Source organism: Acidobacteriota bacterium (assembly GCA_016208495.1).
Lineage (GTDB): Bacteria > Acidobacteriota > Blastocatellia > Chloracidobacteriales > Chloracidobacteriaceae > JACQXX01.
On sequence record JACQXX010000034.1, the window covers coordinates 1 to 19,631 of the forward strand.

The window sequence follows — 19,631 nt, forward strand, 5'->3', positions numbered from 1 at the left end:
CTTTCTGTCACAAATCCTGTGATCAAGATTAGGCAGCCAAATCCTCGAAATCCCATAAGGAAGGCCATTGTTGGTTGAGTTCAACGACTTTCAAAACGGCGAGGGCTTTACTGCCCGTGCGACTCCAGCTCATGGCATTATCCTTTTGACGGCGTCCAATCACCTGATCAACGGCCTTTTCAACCCGACCACTCCCAATGGATTTTCCGGCCTGTTGCCGACGCTGGTAATCAATAATCTCGTGAGCATGTTTGTGAAGGTACGTCATTAATTCTTGCAGCCGGTCAGGATTTCGGGCCTGGACCTGAGTGCCAAGATAGGTCAGAACCTGAGGTGTTTTGCCTTCCCACAGCAGAGGAAGGATGTGATTCAAATGCGTGTGTTTTTCCAGTTTGGTGATGGCAATCATGGAGAAGAGGTCTGAAACTTTCTTTTCCAAATGATACCAATCGAGGATGAGGGTGACCGGTTGACCGAAAATCGCCAGCAGGGAGGTCCGAATCGCGGTGGCTCCATCCGTGATCGCCACGATGGGTACGGGGGTTTGACGGGCGGCATACGCCCGGCGAAGCTGCGCCTGGACGAGCTGTTCCAGGCTGATGATTTCGGTTCCGGTGGCATCAATTCCAGCCACCAGATAGTGATAGGTGGCATCCGGCTTCTCCAGCAGCACGACATCGGTATTGATTCTGGTTCGCGACTCCTTCGGCTGATGATCCCGGGTGGGTTTTTGTTCTTTGACTTGAATCCCATCCTCAAAGAGCAAAATTTCGGCCTGGTCTGGATCATAGAGATCAATCTCAGTGGTGATGGCGGGAAGCTGGGGGCTGAGTCGGGTGGCTGCCTCCACCTGCTGACGCTGATCCTCACTCACCTCCGCCGCTTTTCCCACCACCAACCGCCAGATACTTTGATCACTGAGCAGTCGGTCTCCGGTTTGGCGTTCAATCAACCCCGCCACTTCCTCATAGCTGAGCCGATTACTATAATAAATGGCATATTCGACCAATCGCTCACTGGCGTACCCTTTTCCGCCCTGGCCGGTCAAACTCAAGTAATCTTGTCCCGTTGTAAAGCGTTGAACCTCAAACTCAAATCGCCCATGAATGGTTTTGAATTCCACCACTGTTGTTCCATTGCGGCTCAGTTCACTTTTTTTTTAACCAGTTCCGCCTGGTCGTGGGCCAGAAGTTGGTGCTCAATCTCAGGCAAGGATTTCCTTTTCAACTTCTCCACCGCCGTTTCGATCTCGGCTAAGGTTCCATTTCCGATTTCCAATGCATACGCTTGGGGCTCGCCGATTTGCTTTCCAGCCTCATCTTCAATTGTAATTTTGATCGTGACCATTTGCTTCACCTCCTCACCTTCTTTTCTTCCTGTGAGTTTACCCTTTTCCTTTTGTCCATCACAGGATTTGTGACAGAAAGCCCTTTTCCTTTTGTCCATCACAGGATTTGTGACAGAAAGAATAAAAATCCGGCTACGGGGCCACCCAGGTCAATCAAAATATTTTTGAATGGCGGCAGGGGTTCAGGTGGGGCAAAGGTGGTCAGCCCTCCCATTCCATAGAGCTTAATTTCCGGTTTCATTCCATAAAAGGCACTACAGAGCGCATGACCGAGCTCGTGAATCAGGATAGAAATCAGCACCACCCCCGTCCACTCAGCAACCAAAAGCGCCCCTTGTTGCCGCATTGACCCCATGAGGAGCGTTACCAGCCAGAATGTCCACTCAATTCGAACTGGAAAACCAAACAGTCCAAATCCAATTGTTCCCTGATTCAAGCTGAAACGAGATGCAGTGTTCATGTTCGTGCCATTCGAAAATTGATACAAAAAGACCCAGCCAGTTTCCAAAGCGGTACCGGACCGCTTTGTGACCTGGCTGGGTGGACGGTTCCCTCAAAATTCGGGAAGAAAAATGAACCACGGTAGAATTCAGGTGGAACCAACGCTCTTCAACCTGATGATTTCTACTTTTGGTCAAGCGTTTCCACGCTTAGATAAACAACGGCGCCATCACCAGCGTGATGGTTGACAACAATTTGATCAGCACGTGGAGCGATGGACCAGCCGTATCTTTGAATGGGTCACCAACGGTGTCGCCCACCACGGTTGCTTTGTGGGTGTCGCTGCCTTTGCCGCCAAACTGGCCGGTTTCGATGTATTTCTTGGCATTATCCCAGGCACCACCAGCGTTGTTCAGGTAGAGGGCCACCAGAATTCCAACGATAGTTCCGACCATCAGAAACCCACCAACGACTTCGGCGCCAGTGGCCAGACGGCTGATTTCGGGATCCACCAAACCACCACCCTGACTTTGATAGAGGTACTTAAAGAGTACGCCAACCACAATCGGCGACAAAACGACGAGTAACCCCGGCAACACCATTTCGCGAAGAGCCGCTTTGGTCACAATATCCACGCAGTGGCCGTAGTCGGGTTTTTCGGTGCCTTTCAAAATGCCAGGCTTTTTCTTGAACTGGTCACGCACTTCGGCAATAACCGCTGACGCAGCGGTGCCGACCGCTTTAATGGCCATGGATGAAAAAAGCAGTACCAACATCGCCCCTAACAAGGCACCTGTAAACACTTCGGGTTTGGCAAGGTCAATGCGTTCAAGTTTCAACCCGTAGTTGGTCACTTCGTCCATATAGGCCGAAAACAACAAAAAGGCGGCCAGTGCGGCTGAGCCCACGGCATATCCTTTGGTCAACGCCTTGGTGGTGTTTCCAACCGCATCCAGTCGGTCCGTTTTCTTCCGGATGGCTTCTGGTTGCTGGGACATTTCCACGATCCCACCCGCGTTGTCGGTGATAGGTCCAAAGGTATCCATCGCCAGAATATAGGCTGCGGTTCCGAGCATCCCCATGGTGGCAACGGCGGTTCCAAATAAGCCCGCATGCTGCAACCCGGAGTTTTTGCCCAGATAGTAGGAGCCCATAATGGCCGCGGAAATCACAATGATTGGAAGCGCGGTTGATTCAAAGCCAACCGCCGTACCCATAATGATGTTGGTCGCCGGGCCCGTCTTTGAAGCTTCAGCAATAGATTTGACTGGACGGTATTTGTATTCGGTGTAGTACTGGGTCAAATACACAAAGGCAATCGAGGTAATAATCCCGATCAACCCGCAGCCAAAGAAATACAGGTAGGCATCTGGCGCCACCCGGTTGGTGAGCAGCCATTTTGCGGCACCGAAAAAGCCCACCGCCGCCAGCGCTGAAGTTACAAAGTACCCCCGGTTGAGGGCAGCCATCGGGTCCCCGTCTTCTTTGGTTTTGACCGACATAATCCCCACAATCGAGGCCAGGAGCCCAAAGGCTCGCGCCACAAGCGGGAACAACAACACGCCAAGGAGTTGCTCGGCGGTAAAAGCCGCCGGGTTTGATCGGAATAGTCCAGCGGCCAAAATCATCGCCCCAATATTTTCGGCGGCGGTTGACTCAAACAGGTCAGCACCACGACCAGCACAGTCTCCGACGTTGTCGCCCACCAGGTCAGCGATAACCGCCGGGTTCCGGGGATCGTCTTCCGGAATTCCGGCTTCGACTTTACCGACCAGGTCAGCGCCTACGTCAGCGGCTTTGGTGTAAATCCCACCACCCAACTGGGCGAACAGCGCCACAAACGAAGCACCAAACCCATAGCCAGCGATGAGAAGCGGAATTTTCCCAACATCGGGCACCACATTCAGGGCACGAATGAGCGCAAACAGACCAACCACCCCAAACAACGACAGTGCCACCACGAACAGACCGGAAACCGCACCCGCACGCAGGGCAGTTTGCAGGGCACCATTCAAACTTTTGGTGGCGGCTGAGGCCGTGCGGATGTTGCCGCGGATGGAAATCCACATGCCAATATAGCCGGAACCCACCGAGCAGGCAGCCCCTAAGACAAATGAAAGCGTTGTCCAAAAGGCCAGGACTTTCGGATCCGTCACCGGATCGCCTGGGTTTGGCGTCCGCACAAACGCGTACAAAATGAAAATCAGTGCCGACAAGGCAATCGCCATATACACGATGGTCGTGTTTTGACGACGCAAAAAGGCTTCGGCACCTTCTTTAATCGCATCAGAAATGACACGCATTTCGGGCGTGCCCGTATCGCGCGCCAGTACGTCTTTAATGAGATAGCCTGCAAAGGCCAGGGCCACGAAGCTAATCCCAATGATAATTGCCAGTTCCATAGTGTTGAGATGTCAGCTCTTCCAGAGCCACCTGTGACATCAAACTCCTTTCGACAAAAATGAGAAGAGTGGTTTGATTCAAGCCTCACTGATGGGTTGAAGCTTATCAGGATCAAGAATTTGGGTGTGATTCGAGCAAAAGGGGCACGCTCAAGACAACTGAATGGAAGTCCCACCTAAAAGGTCTTTTCAAAGTCAATGTTCATTCCCCTGGTGGGAACAAGAAATGAATGAAAAAGTGGGTGAAAGTGATCCCAGGGTGGCAACCCTGGCCTGCAGTACCTCCACGACTGGGAGATTGGCCTGCAGAAAATCCACTTTTGGAAATTCATTCACCGTGATCCAGCGGGCATCTTGACACCCAATGAGTTCAAGCGTGCCCCCTTTGATCCGGGACCAATAAAAAACCACCGCAAACGCCTGATGTGGGTCCAACGCATAGTGAATCAAATGCACTGGTGCGCCAACTTCGACATCAAGTCCGAGTTCCTCGTGGATTTCCCGGCACAAAGCAGTCTCAGGAGGCTCTCCCCAGTTTGCCTTGCCGCCCGGAAACTCCCACTGGTTCGCCAATCGTCCCGATGGAAGCCGTTGCGTGATTAAAATGCGCTCCTGATCAACAATAATTGCCGCAACAACCAGGACCAGCTTGGGCGTGTCATTCATTGGCGGAAGTGGTGACTGGTGCTCTGGTGATCAAGAAATTGATTCTTTCGAAGAACCAGTTACCAGATACCCGGAAAGACAACTGGCCGGGCAACCGGGTTAGACCGTTGCCTCGGCCAGTTCCTGTTTGAGTTTTTCAGCTTGATGATGGGTAATCAGGGCTTGAATAACGTCCCCTAAATCACCATCCATAAAGAGATCAAGTGAGTGAATCGTCATTCCGATGCGGTGGTCGGAAACCCGATTTTCCTTGAAGTTATACGTTCGAATTTTCTCGCTGCGTTCACCCGTGCCGACCTGGGAACGACGCTCCGAGGAAATCGCGTTCTGCTGTTTTTCCTGTTCGACTTCCAGCAACCGGGACCGCAGCACCCGCATGGCCTTTTCACGGTTTTTGATCTGGGATTTTTCATCCTGGATCGAGACCACCGTGTTGGTTGGAATGTGAGTAATCCGAACGGCGGAATAGGTCGTGTTGACCGACTGGCCGCCTGGACCTGAAGAACAGAAGGTATCAACCCGCAAATCTTTGGGATTGATTTCGATATCAACTTCTTCGGCTTCCGGAAGGACCGCCACCGTTACGGTCGAAGTATGGATTCGACCCGAGGATTCGGTCTGGGGCACCCGTTGCACACGATGCACGCCGGACTCAAATTTCAGTTTTGAATACACCACGTCGCCTTCAATCACGGCAATCGCTTCTTTGGTGCCGCCGATTTCAGATTCCGAAGTATTTAAAATCTGCATTTTCCACCCTTGCCGTTCGGCATAACGAGAGTACATGCGGAGCAATTCCCCGGCAAACAGTGATGCCTCATTGCCGCCCGTCCCGGCGCGGATTTCCAGAATCACGTTTTTGTCGTCGTTTGGATCTTTAGGCAGCAGCAGGGTTTTGAGTTCCTGCTCACAATCAGTGACCCGGCGGGAAAGAGTTGCCAGTTCCTCGCGGGCCATTTCAGTCATTTCCGGATCGTCAGATTCGTCCAGAAGTGCTTTCGTCGCTTCGATTCCCTTTTGTAAAGCCCGAAACTCCCGATACTTTTCGACCACCACGCTTAACTCGCGATGTTGTTTGGCGAGTTTGGGATAGCGGGTCATGTCATTGACCACGTTGGGGTCGTTGAGTTGCTCAGTGAGGGCTTCGAATTTCTCTTCGAGGGCATTGAGTTTATCGAGCATCGTCTTTCCTCCACAGATTTGCCCACACCAGTCACAAAATTCGGGATGTAGGCCAGACAAAAAAGAAACCACCGCAATTCGCTTCGAGGGTCACCCTTACCGATCAGTGAGAATGACGATGGGGCTGGCGGTGGTTTTGGATAAAGACGGGCTCGGCAGCTAGGCGCCGGCAGGTGGAGTCGCGGGAACTTTGCCATACTTGCGGTTGAAGCGTTCAACACGTCCAGCCGTATCAACCAGTTTCTGTTTACCAGTGAAGAAGGGGTGGCAATTGGAGCAAATTTCCAGCCGGATTTCTTTCTTCGTGGAACGAGTCTTGAAGACGTTCCCGCAGGAACAAGTCACAGTGCATTCATTGTATTTTGGATGAATCTTTTCCTTCATAATCGTCAACAACGCCTTTGAAAAAAACAGTCTCCCTTGTCCTGGTCGTCAGGTGAGATTCGGTACAAGAACTGTTTGGTATCGGTGTAAATCAAGGTTAACTTGAGCGAAAACTACAAGCTGCGGACCGTACATCAGGGATTTCACTGTTGTCAAGGCTTGGGTGGCGGATCAGGTGTATTTCTTGACAAAGAACGACTTCACGTCTACTATACGCCACTCGATACTGCCTATCTGATCCAGCTATCAGCACACATTCCTAATCATCCCTGTTGAGGCATCCCTTCCTATGTTGAGCGAACGCATCGGCGTCTATGGAACCCAAATCCTGGATGCGATTGTGCGCGGGGTGGCTCGGCTGATCCCCAATCCCAACCACCTGACCTTTCTCGGCCTCCTGATCAATATCTGGTGTGCGTATCTCTATGGCTGTGGTCTGTTTTTTCAAGCTGGATTATGGATGATCTTTGCCAACCTGTTTGATATGGTGGATGGTCGAGTGGCCCGTCTGACCAACCGGGTCACAAGTTTCGGCGCTTTTTTCGACTCGGTGATGGACCGGTATTCAGATGTTATTGTGTTTGTTGGGATTATGACATTTTATGCCCGCCAAACCGAATATCACAGTACGCTCTATGTCGCATTGACTGGAATCGCCCTGATGGGTTCGGTCATGATCAGCTATACCCGGGCCCGAGCCGAAAGCGTGATCAATCAATGCAAGGTTGGATTTTTGGAACGTCCAGAGCGCGTGGTCCTGATCATCATTGGCTCATTGACTGAAATTGGTCCGGAAGATAATCCATTTCTCCATAAAATGCGGGCTGTTTTATGGATCCTGGCCGTGATGTCTCATTGGACCGTGGTCCATCGAATGTATCATACCCTTCGCGAATCAGATCGGCTTGATCAATTAAAAGCCCAACCGGCCTCCTCCCTTCCGGCTGATTCCCCATCAGGCTATTCCAGTGCGCTCAGTCTTCACACCAAACCCGCTTCACCCGAAACCTTAGTCCCGTCTGAGGTCAATGAAGCGGCTTTTGGTCGGTAGGCGGATTCACAGTCCTCTCATTAATATATATAGTTGGGTTCACTGCACCTAAATGAACTTTCACTGGCAGTGCAGACACCCAGAAACGGCTTCGAGTTTTTATTTTTCAGGGTACCTGTCCTTTTATTGAAAGGTTTAACTATGCTTTGTCCAAGCTGCGGCAATGTTGTCGAAAGCGAAGTTTTTCAAGCTTGTGCCTGTGGCGCCCGTTCAGTCGGGCTGCCTGACACCACACCGATTGCCACGATTCCGCAATTAGGTGGCGCCATGATTGGTTTGACACTGGCACTGAGTGGCGCTGCCTGTTTTTTCTCAAAGTGGTTTGTGCTGCTCAGTGTCGTAGGAATGATCATCAGCTATAAAGCCTTGCGCAATGCGAGCCGCAACCCTCAAGCTTTTGGCGGCTGGAAAATGGCCTGGACGGGATTTGGGATTTCCACCCTTACGGTTGGATTGATTCTGACGGTCCTTGGCTTTAACTTGCCTCGATGGATTGAAAACCGTCGGATTCAACACCTTGCCGCAACTGAAGCCCGCATGCTCGAAGTCAGCCTGGCGCTTGAACTGTATCGTCAAAAGCACAACTCCTTGCCGGAACAGCTTTCTGACTTGCGCCGCGAAGGATTTCTCAACAATGCCGCCATTGACTATTGGGAAGGCAGCATTCGATATATTCCAACCGGTCAGTTAGCATCCTCAACCGTTGGCAAATCACCAACCTCAGTCCCTGTCTTTAACCAGTACCGGCTTGTTTCTGCCGGAGCGGATGGTCGGTTGAATTCAACCGACGACATTGTGCTGGATAATCACGTCTTCCGCGCCAACGACAAACTCCGCATCACGGATGATGAGTAGTCGGGATAGCTTGTGCTGGTGTGAAGGATTCACCCACCCGGTGGGATAAACTGTGGTCCAGTTCCCGCCAGTTCAACGCGGTTCCATTCTCAACAAAGGGGTTTTTCAATCCTGTGTCATCATCTGTTCAAGAACACGGTTGGAAAAAATGGCTTCGGAAGCTCTGGCCGCGCGAGGATCCTGAAGTTCAGCGCCGAAAGTGGTTGCTGCAAAATGGCCGAATTGTTGAAGGTATCATTCTGGATATGATCCAGAATGGACAATCGGTCGCCGTAGATGCCATTGCCTTCGGAGCCCATTGCACTGTCCACTACCGATATCAGGTATCAGGCGTAACCTATGAATCGTGCCAGACGCTTGATACCAGCCAAATGGCAAACATCCGGGCCTACGTCGTGGGAAGTCACGTCAGTGTGAGGTATCACCCAGGTAGACCGGGAAATGCCATGGTTGTCTAATCTCAAAATCCCTGGTTGCCCCACCATTCTCTTTGCTTTGGATCAGAACTCTCATACCAGTCAGTAGTTAGTAGTTCGCTCAATCTATTTGATTGAATTACTTGACTATCTTCTAACGCGAGAGTTTCATTCCAAATTGGTATACTTCTTCACGTCCCAAAGCACTCATTTTCCAACGAGACATCCTCCTCCACGCCTATGTTTCAAAAAATTCTCATTGCCAACCGTGGTGAAATTGCGGTGCGTATTATCCGTGCCTGTCGAGATCTGGGAATTGCCTCGGTGGCGGTTTATTCAGATGCCGATCAAAATGCCTTGCACGTCAGGCTGGCGGATGAAGCCTGTCACATTGGACCGTCACCTGCGATGCAAAGCTATCTCGTCACGGAGCGTATCCTCGAAGCCGCCCATAAAACCGGGGCTCAGGCGATCCACCCTGGATATGGTTTTATGTCTGAGAATGCTGAATTTGCCCGGGCGGTTGAAGGCGCTGGACTGGTGTTTATTGGCCCACCACCATCCGCCATTGATGCCATGGGCAATAAAATCAGTGCTCGTGAAATTGCAATTCGTGCTGGCGCCCCGGTGGTACCCGGTGTTCAGGATCCGGTGGATACGGTTGAAGCCGCATTGGCGGTGGCTGAAGAAATCGGCTTTCCAATTATGTTGAAAGCCGCAGCCGGTGGCGGCGGCAAAGGCATGCGGATTATCCGAACCCCAGCCGAACTCCCATCCGCCTTTGAGTTGGCTCGTTCAGAAGCCGTTTCCTCATTTAAAGACGGCACCATTTACCTGGAACGCTATATCGAGCGCCCCCGCCATATTGAAATCCAGTTGATGGGCGACCAGCATGGCAACCTGATTTACTTTGGTGAACGCGAATGCTCGATTCAACGCCGCAACCAGAAAGTCATTGAAGAATGCCCTTCCCCACTCAATGATCCAGAACTCAGACGGTTGATGGGTGAATCCGCCGTCAGAGTTGCGAAAACCGTTGGCTATTTCAGTGCTGGGACAACCGAATTTCTGGTTGACCCCAATCGCAATTTCTATTTCCTGGAAATGAATACCCGGCTTCAGGTCGAGCATCCGGTGACGGAGCTTGTCACCGGAATTGATCTGGCGGCGCTTCAGATTCGAGTGGCCGCCGGTGAAAAATTGCCGTTTCGCCAGGAAGATATCAACTTGCGCGGAAATGCCATTGAGTGTCGAATTTATGCCGAAGATCCAGAGCGCAATTTTATGCCCGCACCCGGTCTCATTTCAGCCTGGGTTCCGCCTGAGGGCCCCGGCGTCCGGGTTGATTCCGGAGTGTATGAAGGCTGGCATATCCCGATTGACTATGACCCGCTGCTGGCCAAACTCATTTGCTGGGGAGAGACACGGGAACAGGCTATTTCCCGCCTGGATCGGGCATTGCGCGAGTTTGTCCTCTGTGGTGTGCGTAATAATTTGGAATTTTTCCGCCAAATTGCTGAAGATCCTGAATTTCACGCCGGCACCCTGGATACCGGGTTTATCGCTCGATTCTTTGAACGGCTCAAACAAGCCAAACCTGAGACCTCCACTGAATCAGTCCCCACTGAAGCCGATCTGGTCCGAATTCTGGCGGGCTTGCTGCACCATAATCAGGAGGTGACTCATTCCCATCCGGCGGGAAACAACGGTCCAGTACAGGAAAGTGCATGGAAACGTCGAGGCTGGTCAGAAGCACGGGCGAACCGGTTTTGAAGACATTGGGCTGAAGAAACCAGGACTCAGGGCTTGGGGCTGAAGACTCGCAAGCTCGGAGCAATCAAAGGGATGATGGATGCAGGATGAGGGATGAAATAAAACCAGTTCTTCAGCCCTGAGCCCCAAGCCCTGAGTCCTGGTTTCTTCAGCCCCAGCTTATTCCAATTGAAGAACTGAAAAAAACTTATGAATTATGAAATCACTCACAATGGACATCCGGTTCGGGTTGAACTCAACCAGGAAAATGGCTCGCTCACCGCTCGGGTTCACGAACACTCAATCCAGGCCAAAGTCCGACAACCGGAATCGGGCTACTTTATTTTTCAGATTGATGAGCGCGTCTACCACATCCGGGTCGCCAATCGTGAGGATGGAAAAATTGAAGTTTTTTTGGATGGGAAAGTAAGTGTGGTCCAGGTGCTTGACCGGCTGCGGCGCGAAGGCGGCACGGCAGCGGCAACTGGTCCCCAACCAATTACTTCGCCAATGCCAGGCCGCGTGGTTCGAATCCTGGCTCAGGTTGGAGATGCAGTCGAGGCAGGTCAAGGGGTGGTCGTGGTCGAAGCGATGAAAATGCAAAATGAAATGGCCGCCACCCGGTCTGGAAAAGTTTCAGAAATTCACGTTTCGGAAGGCCAAACCGTCAAAGCCGGCGAGATTCTGGCGGTCGTGGAATAAATCGGGGCTGTGAAGATCGGGCTTGGGGCTTGGGGCTGAAGATTCGCAAGCTCAGGGCTGAAGAAAACGGGTTTCATACCCTGAGCCCGTCTTCTTCAGCCCTCAGCCTCAGCCCTGGTTTTTTCAGCCCTAATTATTAAGGATATTGAAGGATTTCGGGTCCAGCTTTTCGTTGTACATAAACTGCTGGAACTCCAAATTCCATTCCAGTTGCCGTCCGCTTTGTTGATCGTCAACCAGTAAAATGATTTTGTAGACATGCGGCAAAACCAAGCCCTGTTCACCAGCAAAGCTTTCAAATTGTTCGGTGAGTTTGATCCGGGAGTTGCGTTGACTGGCTGACTGCTCTGGGCTGGCACCCATTTGGGCCGAAATAAGTTGTTCGTATTCGGATTGGACGTGTTGGAATGTATTTTTGTCAAAGTAAAGCCGAATTTGAACGTCTGACCCTCCCTTTGGCTCATATTTCAACACATGGGCTTCTTTTCCGTTTACCTTTTTCGTCCCACTATATTCAATTCGGGCGTCATGACTGTCCAAATTGAGAAGCGCCCATCCAGACGATAAAACCCCACCAAACAGCCCTTCTTTAAAAATCACGTTCCGGGCCAGCAAAAACTCTCCCAGCGCGGAACGGGTACCGGGACGAATGTACCCAACCGTCACATTTTTGCCATCATACGCCACTTTCTCCTGTGAATATTCAGCCGTGTTAAAGCCGATTCCCACCAGGCTCATCGCGCCATCCGAAGCGATCACGGCTGGTCCCTGCAATTGAGTGGCGCCAATTGTTTTTGATCGGAACAGGGCTTTTCCAGCAATCACCCGTGTTTTGACATCCGACAGCGTCTTTTGGGTGCCGATAGATTCAATATGTTTGGCAATGACGTCTTCAGGTTTTAATTTTTCCCCTTTCACCGGGGGAGTAAAGGCCAAACAAGGGTCGGTAACCAGAGCCAATACACCAACCACCACTGAAAGTAAAATTCCCTTTAACCATTGTATCTTCATAACTTCTTTTGCGAGCCGTGGAGAAAATCTCTCCCGGCGTTCTCCTTTCTCAATCCGAAATATGGTGGGCGGTTTCCTGAAAGCAGCGAAATTCCCACGTGGGAGCCATTCCCCAGAAAATCGGGGCTCTGTGTCAAGCTGAAATTGAAATTCAGCTCATTGGGCCTGGGTTGATACCATTTTGGGCTGAGGGTGTTGGGCTAAGGGCTAAGAAAAATACAATCCTGTCAACAATTTAACCTCTTCCTACCACGAGAGGATCGTTCCAAAATAGTATGATCATCAAAAACTGGAGACACCATGCAGTGGGTTGTTAGAAACACCACAGATCGAGACCATTTCACTGGGGGGTCACCCCATAAGTGCCAGGATAAGGGAACAACGTCCGATCTGGACAAGGGGACACCAAGACAAGGAGACAAGAGATACATTCAATAGCCTCGTCCCTCCGCTCCAAACCGGAGTCCGTTCAAGCCGACACACTCCGTGGAATTGTCTCCCTGTCTCTTCTTCTCCTTGTCTCAAACAGGCTCTCATTTCCTTCTCCTGGCGCTTATGTTATGGGGGTCACCCCAAAAACCAGACAAAGGATGAAACCTGTGGAAACGAATTGAGTTTGAAACTAACAAGAACCAGGGAGAGTCCTCACCAAAAACCCAAATCCAACTATAGTACAAAAACCCGAACGGCACGAATCAGAATGCGTGATTCGTGCCGTCCGGGTGCTTTTTCGGAGTAAGATGAGTTGATTGGCTTATTTACTCGGTTCCGCGTTTTGCTCTGTTCGGACACGGTCGGTTAAAGCCTGTAAGGTCATTGACTGAGTTTTGGCCAATTCGGGAATGGTTTGATACATATAGGTAACTTCAGCCTCAACGGAAGGGTGCAACCAGCTAAACTGTGGATCTTCGGACAGAACCAGTGCCCGGGTATAGCTCAACATCATTTGTTCCCGAACGGTTTGCATCCGCCCGGTCACTTCCTTTGGCACATTCGGATTTTTTGCTGGTCCGGCCCCTTTTGAGAGGTTATCCAGCATTGATTTATAGGCTTTGGCGAGCATTAACTGGGTATAAGGATCTCGGCTCTCAAACTGAAGGGCTTTGATCAGCATATCAACTGCCGGTTCTGATTCATTCTTCACCGTGAGTAAAATCCCCAGTGAAGTACACAGTTGCGCCATTCGCTTTGGCCGGATGGTGGCCCACTGATCCTCGGCGAATTCATACGGACGTTTTCCAGCTTCGAGCTGGACCAGCGCATCACGACCAAACTTGATGCCCTGATCACACAGATTCAGGTTTCCATTCAGTGCCGCCGTACTGGCCACGTCGGTCAATTGCGCCATGACACTGAGATTATCGGCTTTTTCCGCCAATGCTTTGTTCCCAACCTCAAGGGCCTTGTCAAACTGATTGAGCCGGCCCAGGGCCGAGACCATATCACGATAGACAATACCCCGCATCTGGCTGGAGGCATACTTTTCCAGGAAGGACTCAGCCAGTGGCAGAACTTTATCAGGTGTCGCCGTCGCCTGGGCAACCGCATTATAGTCGCTATATTCAGCATCCGATTTGGCGACTGGACGTTGAATGAGGGAAGGTTTTTCTTCGGCAAAAACAGTACTCCCTCCACCTAAAACCAAAAAGAGAAGAAACACACCAGAGATGGTGTGTTTCACAGATGGAATGGACGAAGATTTCTGGTTGCGCAAACCACGAAGTGGGAATGTGAGTTTCAAATCGGCCATAAAACAGCCCTGCCTTTCATAAACACAAAGAGTGCGGCGCGCGACACATCCAATCGGTTCTCAGTGGTGACGGTCAAGATGCAACAGACAAATCGGCAGGAAATCAAGAGGGGGTTGGCTGCATCATGCCACTGATCAACGGTCTGATTGAATTGTAAGAAATAGAAGAGAAAGTTGAAGAGAAACACGATTGGGGACAGTAAGTTAGATTAAGGTGTGGTTCCTTTCTTGTAAAGGCACAACGCGTCAGAAACGCGTCAAAAAGTCCAGATTCTTCCGTGAAATTTACAGGACCTCCAAATCGTTGAATGGACTTCGGGTTTCAGTCGCCAGGTCTGGCGACCAGGCGTCCATTTCCGAATAACCAGCCACATCACTCAATTTTCAACCGGAGCCTTCCACGGGCCAAAATATACCGGCAGGTAAGGCAGAGGCCGGGCTTTTCTCCCAACCTGGACCTGCACGCACTGGATTGTATTTGGCTTCAAGTTGGCTTACCCTGCTCCAACATTGGTCACCTGCTGCACCTGAACCATCATTCGGAGCCGGCCTATGAAAGCCTCACAACTTATCTCGCGGACCTTGCTGTGGGTCCTCACGGCCTGTGCCATGGTTTCGATTGGCACCAAAGCCGTGTATTCAACCAGAACCACGTTTTCGTGGGCTTCCCCTGGATTTCATGAAGAGTTTCGACCCACCGAAGGAAAAATTCTGGTGGCGAAAGTCATGCCCAAAACGCCTGCCGCCTATGTGGGACTGGAATCAGGCGATGAGATTTTGGCGCAGACGGGAAAACCGTTCACCAGTTTTACCGAATACAGCCAGTTTCGAAGGCAGTCCCAACACCGGGGTGTGCTTCCGTTAATGATCCGCAAACCAACTGGCAAACTGACCTCGTGTCTGATTGATCTCCCAACCACCACGTTTGAAGGTTTTCTTTCATATCAGTTTGGCTTTTATCTGGTGCTGCTGATTATCCCCGTCCTGTGCACCATCATCGGGCTTGGCGTGTGCTGGCTGCGGTGGGAAGACAAGACCGCACGAATGGGAGGGTTATTTTTTGTCTGTGCGGCTTCCCTGTTTGGAATGAATACACTGCTGGTTCCAGATGGTCTCCGTGAGTTTTACCTGCTCTATAACGGGATCGCCATGTGGCTTTCAGGCTATCTGTGCTTTCATTTTTTTTCCGAATTCCCAACCCCGACCGCCCTCTCGCGCGAATACCGTTGGGTTCGCCATCTGTATCTGTTGTTCACCCTGGGTATGCTGAGTTTCTCAGTCGTCACCGATCTGGCAGCCCAGTATTCTTTTTCTCTCGCCCGTGAACTCACCCAGTATGCGTTTGCGTCATTCGAACAAATTCAGGGACCAGTTCTGCTGCTTGGCTTTTTGGGGTCGCCGCTCACGGCACTCCCTGGAATTCGTGGCGTCTGGATGGCTGACCAGGAGCGACGGTTTCGCGTCCTCTGGCTTGGAATCGCGGTTGGGTGCGGCCCCTTGCTGGCGTTGTTTCTGGTGGATCTGGTGGTGCATCATGAAATGACGCTGCGGAATTTCCCTCACTGGTTGACGCTGATCGCCGTGGCGCTGTATGCCGTTTTTCCGTTGACGTTTGGGTACACGATTGTCAAACACCGGGTGCTTGGCGTCCGGCAAATTCTGCGGCGGAGCATCCAGTACGCCTTTTTGTCGAAAAGCTACTGGATTCTTGAACTGGTCCTGCTGGTGCTGATTCTGAGGTACCCGGTCACGGATACCAGTCAGTACCTTTTCACCACCTTTGAAATCTCCCCCTCCCCCATGATGTGGCGGGGTATTTATTACTGTCTGGCTGGAATTGGGTTGTTTAGTATGTGGCAGGTCAACCCGCACCTCCAGGCGTTGATTGACCGGGCATTTTTCCGCGATGCCTATAATGCCCAACAGGTATTGACCGAGTTGAGTCGGTCGGTCCGCAACTTTACGGATGCCGTTGAAGTCTTGCAGCGAGTTGGGTCTCAAATCAATGCCGCACTTCATGTCAATCGAGTTGCCTTTTTTGTGCATCAGACTTTTTTACAGGCCAAACCGCAGTCGGATCCAATTCAAGAAGGAATGCCAGGCTTTGTCTGCCGCTTTGAAATGGGCTCAGTGGGTGGGAGTGACCCAGACCTCCAACTTCCAACTTGGTCACCGATCCTTCAAAAGTTAAGCAAAGATCCTGTACCGCTCGACATTTATTTTGCCGATCCTGATTCCTGGACCGAAGAACTCGACCGGGATCCAGAGGGAAGTTACATTGCCCGGCACCTTGAACAGAACCTGTTTGAAACCCTTAACACCAGCCTGATCGTCCCCCTCGCCACCAAGGAGGGAGTGCTGGGCTTGATGTCGCTTGGGCCAAAGCTTTCTGAAGAACCCTATACCAAAGAAGATAAATCCCTCTTGATGGCCGTGGCCGAAGCAACCGCGCTCCGACTTGAAAACGCCCGACTCATTGCCCTGGCCACGGAAGAAGCCAAACTCAAACGCGAACTTGAAATCGCCCGCCACCTGCAACAAAGCCTGTTACCGTCAGGTGATCCGGTGTTTCCAGATCTCCAACTGGCCAGTTTTTCAACCACGGCCCAGGAAGTTGGCGGTGACTATTATGACTACTTTGTCTTGAATCAAACCGAACTGGCAATTGCGATTGGGGATGTCACCGGACATGGCGTTTCCTCGGGATTGTTGATGGCGCTGGCCAAAGGCGGGCTGTTAAATCAGGTGTCAGTTGATGCCTCGCCCTCCGCAGTCATTGCCGCCATGAACACGTTGATTTGCATCACGAGCAACAAACGCAACCTGATGACCTTTGCCTATGCCGTGCTCAATGTCGAAACCTGGCAACTCCAGTTTGCCAATGCCGGACATCCCTTCCCCTTTCACTACAGCGCCAGTACCCGGTCGGTGAGAATGATCGAAAGCACGGCTTATCCACTCGGCGTGCGTCCGCAGTCGTGTTATGAGATGAAACAGGCCGAACTCGCTCCTGGAGACACGATTGTGTTCTATAGCGACGGGCTGGTTGAAGCCCGCGATTCCCAGAGCCAAGTCTTTGGGTATGATGGGCTTGAAAAGGTAATTTCCACTCATTCCAACCTGGATGCACATCACCTGCGGGACCGGATTTTTGACGCGGTGCGGAGCTTTTCCGACGGACATTCGATGGATGACGACATTACGCTGGTGATTTTGAAGCGAGCCCTAACTTGAGGGCTTGGGGCTAAGGGAGCGTTAAAAAATAAGTTCCTGGGGCGCGTTCCACCACGTCCAGGTTTTGGTCTTGCACCGCGAAGCGTTGCAGTTCGGATAGCCGGTCGGTTGGCCGCTTTGGGCCTACCACCGGATCCAAAGGCCACCCCTTGTTGCTCCCCCGCTTCGCCCGCGCCCCTGCGGGGCGCGGGCGAAGCGGGGGAGCACTGGAGAGAACGAACCTGTTTGAAGATTCGCAAGCTCAAGGCTGAAGAAAACGGGTTTCATACCCTGAGCCCGTCTTCTTCAGCCCTCAGCCCTTAGCCCCAAGCCCGATGTTCTTCAGCCCTAATTCTTATGAACATTCTGATTGCCCCGAATGCGTTTAAGGGAACTTTGACAGCACTCGAAGCAGCTCAAGCCATGCAACGCGGTGTAACCCAAAGTTTGCCTGAAGCTGAGTGTTCGGTATTTCCAATGGCGGATGGCGGATCGGGTACGATTGACGCACTGCTGGCAATTCATGGTGGTACCAGAATTCAAGCCATGGTTTCTGGACCGTTGGGAAATCCAGTGCAGGCCGAATTTGCAGTGCTTGGTGACCACCAAACGGCAGTGGTTGAAATGGCCCAGGCTTCTGGATTGAAACTTGTGCCGGAGTCGGACCGAGATCCATTTCGAACCACCAGTTTTGGAACTGGGGAATTATTGCTGCGAGCGGTTGAGATCGGGGCCAGCACCATCATTTTGGGAATTGGAGACACCGCCACGATTGACGGAGGTGCCGGATTGCTGCAAGCGCTTGGCGTTTCACTAACCGATGCTCAAGGTCAGGAATTACCTCCAGGCAATACACCGCTGGCAGCTCTTTCATATATCAAGTTGGATAAACTGGATTCACGATTGCGGCATATTCCGTTGTTGATTGCCTGTGATGTGCAGCATCAATTGTCTGGCCCACAGGGTGCAGTGTATGTCTTTGGTCCGCAAAAAGGCGCTCGGCCTCAAGACCTGCCAGTTTTGGAGGCCAATCTCACCCGGCTGGCCGATCACCTGGAACGGGCAACCGGCAAGCCTTATCGAAATCTACCAGGAAGTGGCGCCGCAGGCGGTATCGGAGGCACTCTGGTCTCAGTCCTGGATGCCAGACTTGTTTCAGGAAGCAGCTTGTTGATTAAAAGTCGTTTGTTTCAAGACGCCCTCTCTCACGCCGACCTGGTTTTGACCGGAGAAGGCAGCCTCGATCAGCAATCCCTGGCCGGAAAAGGGCCCTGGGCCGTGGCTCAGGCCGCCAAAGCTCAGCAGGTTCCGGTTTACACCTTCGTTGGTCGCTGCCAGATCCCGGCTGAAACCGCGCAGGCCGCCGGTTTTACCCGTGTAATCGAACTTCCGCAGCCGGATTCATTTGAATGTCCGGGGCCAACTCTGGAACAGGCCGTTGCACAGACAATGATTTTGAAAATTAAAAAGTTGTGAAAAACGTGGCTGAAAAAAATCAAGCGCTTCCTGGAAAAATGCTTGACGACTCGATCACGCTTCGTTTACCGTGGGTTTCGGAGAGTTTATTTTTGGGCCATCTGCACAATCGTCGGGTTTTTGCCCCGGCTGCCCAGCTTGCTTTGCAAGTTGGTTATTTTGTTTTCAACAAGGACGCTTCGCCAGTTTAGAGTTCTGTTTTCAGACGACTAAAGCTCAGGTTCCGCCTTCAGGCAGATATTGCTCAGAGTTCCGCCTTCAGGCAGATCTTTCATTTCCTTGTTGTTGCCGGGTTGCTCCAAAACCAAAATCAAGTCGTTGGAATCATGTATGAATACTTCACGTCGCCTTCTGTTTCTGGCATTTTTCCTGATTTCTGGAATTTTGTTCACTGTGTCACAGGCATCACTGGTTGAGCCACGGATTGCGCTCGCGACACTCGCTTCACCCGAGGCTTTCACTCTGTCACCCTCTGCGAGGATTCAAGCGGCTGATTTTCTTCATTCTCCATTCTTCATTCTCAATTCTGCAGAGGACCGGGCAATTTCTCGGCGCGCCCCGTCAATCAATGGCCGACTGGAAGGCAGTCTCCAGCAATTGACGCCAGAAAACGTGACCTTAAACGGTGGCGCGACGATCACCGAAAAGCTCTATGTGCCGGGAACTCCAACGGTGCGCCGCAATGGTAACCCGAATTTTGGCGGCGTGATTGAAGGCAGCGGAAGCGCGATTCCGACCAGTTATCAGGTCACGCTCAATGGCAATGCGACCCTGGGGAATCTGGTCAATCGAACGAATCCCGTTGCGTTGACGCCAGTTGCCGCACCTCCAACCCCAACCGGAACGCGGGATGTCAGTTTGAACAATCCCAATGACCAGATCGGAGACTTTGCGACGCTCCGCAATTTGACTTTGAACGGCAATGCCGGAACACGTTCTGTTCCAGCCGGAACCTATGGGAATTTCACCGTCAACGGCAGCA

The 19,631-nt window shown here is 51.6% G+C and carries 18 protein-coding genes; 9 read left to right on the forward strand and 9 right to left on the reverse strand.

The features are described 5' to 3' along the window. Positions 1–28 precede the first annotated feature (28 nt). The 7 genes from HY774_05905 to rpmE all read right to left on the reverse strand — a co-directional run bounded on the left by HY774_05905 (position 29) and on the right by rpmE (position 6,423). Positions 29–1,123: a hypothetical protein gene (locus HY774_05905; GenBank protein MBI4748002.1), complete on the reverse strand. Its 1,095-nt coding sequence runs from the start codon at positions 1,121–1,123 to the stop codon at positions 29–31. A 20-nt stretch (positions 1,124–1,143) separates the two neighbouring features. Continuing rightward, complete coding sequence (locus HY774_05910; protein MBI4748003.1) at positions 1,144–1,446, reverse strand: hypothetical protein; 303 nt, start codon at positions 1,444–1,446, stop codon at positions 1,144–1,146. Then, positions 1,446–1,808 carry a hypothetical protein gene (locus HY774_05915; protein MBI4748004.1) on the reverse strand — a complete coding sequence of 121 codons (363 nt, stop codon included), beginning with the start codon at positions 1,806–1,808 and terminating at the stop codon, positions 1,446–1,448. The genes HY774_05910 and HY774_05915 overlap by 1 nt, the downstream gene beginning before the upstream one ends. Before the next feature lie 190 nt (positions 1,809–1,998). Continuing rightward, a complete protein-coding gene (locus tag HY774_05920; protein ID MBI4748005.1) occupies positions 1,999–4,191 on the reverse strand; it encodes a sodium-translocating pyrophosphatase in 2,193 nt (730 codons plus the stop codon). 195 nt (positions 4,192–4,386) lie between these two features. Next, a complete protein-coding gene (locus HY774_05925) occupies positions 4,387–4,857 on the reverse strand; it encodes a (deoxy)nucleoside triphosphate pyrophosphohydrolase (protein ID MBI4748006.1) in 471 nt (156 codons plus the stop codon). Between the two features lie 99 nt (positions 4,858–4,956). Next, entirely contained in the window at positions 4,957–6,039 is a 1,083-nt protein-coding gene (gene prfA / locus HY774_05930) for a peptide chain release factor 1 (GenBank protein MBI4748007.1), read from the reverse strand. Between the two features lie 159 nt (positions 6,040–6,198). Continuing rightward, a complete protein-coding gene (rpmE, locus tag HY774_05935; GenBank protein MBI4748008.1) occupies positions 6,199–6,423 on the reverse strand; it encodes a 50S ribosomal protein L31 in 225 nt (74 codons plus the stop codon). A 289-nt stretch (positions 6,424–6,712) separates the two neighbouring features. Here rpmE and HY774_05940 point away from each other — a divergent pair, with 289 nt between their 5' ends. The 5 genes from HY774_05940 (at position 6,713) to HY774_05960 (ending at position 11,199) form a co-directional block, all read left to right on the forward strand. After that, positions 6,713–7,474, forward strand: a complete 762-nt coding sequence (locus HY774_05940; protein ID MBI4748009.1) for a CDP-alcohol phosphatidyltransferase family protein — start codon at positions 6,713–6,715, stop codon at positions 7,472–7,474. 141 nt (positions 7,475–7,615) lie between these two features. After that, positions 7,616–8,329: a hypothetical protein gene (locus HY774_05945; GenBank protein ID MBI4748010.1), complete on the forward strand. Its 714-nt coding sequence runs from the start codon at positions 7,616–7,618 to the stop codon at positions 8,327–8,329. 113 nt (positions 8,330–8,442) lie between these two features. After that, positions 8,443–8,787 (forward strand): DUF3592 domain-containing protein, encoded by a 345-nt coding sequence (locus HY774_05950; protein MBI4748011.1) that lies wholly within the window; start codon positions 8,443–8,445, stop codon positions 8,785–8,787. Positions 8,788–8,985: 198 nt separating this feature from the next. Further along, on the forward strand, positions 8,986–10,518 hold the full coding sequence (gene accC / locus HY774_05955; GenBank protein MBI4748012.1) for an acetyl-CoA carboxylase biotin carboxylase subunit: 1,533 nt from the start codon (positions 8,986–8,988) through the stop codon (positions 10,516–10,518). A 189-nt stretch (positions 10,519–10,707) separates the two neighbouring features. Next, the gene (locus HY774_05960) at positions 10,708–11,199 is read left to right on the forward strand and encodes a biotin/lipoyl-binding protein (protein MBI4748013.1); all 492 of its coding nucleotides are present in this window, start codon (positions 10,708–10,710) and stop codon (positions 11,197–11,199) included. A gap of 129 nt (positions 11,200–11,328) precedes the next feature. Here the strand turns inward: HY774_05960 and HY774_05965 are convergent, their stop codons facing one another. Together HY774_05965 and HY774_05970 are read right to left on the reverse strand one after the other, a co-directional pair. Then, positions 11,329–12,210, reverse strand: a complete 882-nt coding sequence (locus HY774_05965) for a hypothetical protein (protein ID MBI4748014.1) — start codon at positions 12,208–12,210, stop codon at positions 11,329–11,331. Between the two features lie 754 nt (positions 12,211–12,964). After that, on the reverse strand, positions 12,965–13,960 hold the full coding sequence (locus HY774_05970; protein ID MBI4748015.1) for a hypothetical protein: 996 nt from the start codon (positions 13,958–13,960) through the stop codon (positions 12,965–12,967). 552 nt (positions 13,961–14,512) lie between these two features. On the opposite strand from HY774_05970, the gene HY774_05975 reads away from it, so the two are divergent. From HY774_05975 to HY774_05990, 4 genes are all read left to right on the forward strand, one after another. Further along, positions 14,513–17,194, forward strand: coding sequence for a SpoIIE family protein phosphatase (locus HY774_05975; protein MBI4748016.1), 2,682 nt, complete (start codon positions 14,513–14,515; stop codon positions 17,192–17,194). A 336-nt stretch (positions 17,195–17,530) separates the two neighbouring features. Further along, positions 17,531–18,649: a glycerate kinase gene (locus HY774_05980; protein ID MBI4748017.1), complete on the forward strand. Its 1,119-nt coding sequence runs from the start codon at positions 17,531–17,533 to the stop codon at positions 18,647–18,649. Then, positions 18,646–18,840, forward strand: coding sequence for a hypothetical protein (locus HY774_05985; protein ID MBI4748018.1), 195 nt, complete (start codon positions 18,646–18,648; stop codon positions 18,838–18,840). Before HY774_05980 ends, HY774_05985 begins: the two co-directional genes overlap by 4 nt. A gap of 139 nt (positions 18,841–18,979) precedes the next feature. Continuing rightward, on the forward strand, positions 18,980–19,631 hold a 652-nt coding region (locus HY774_05990), incomplete at its 3' end, for a hypothetical protein (GenBank protein ID MBI4748019.1).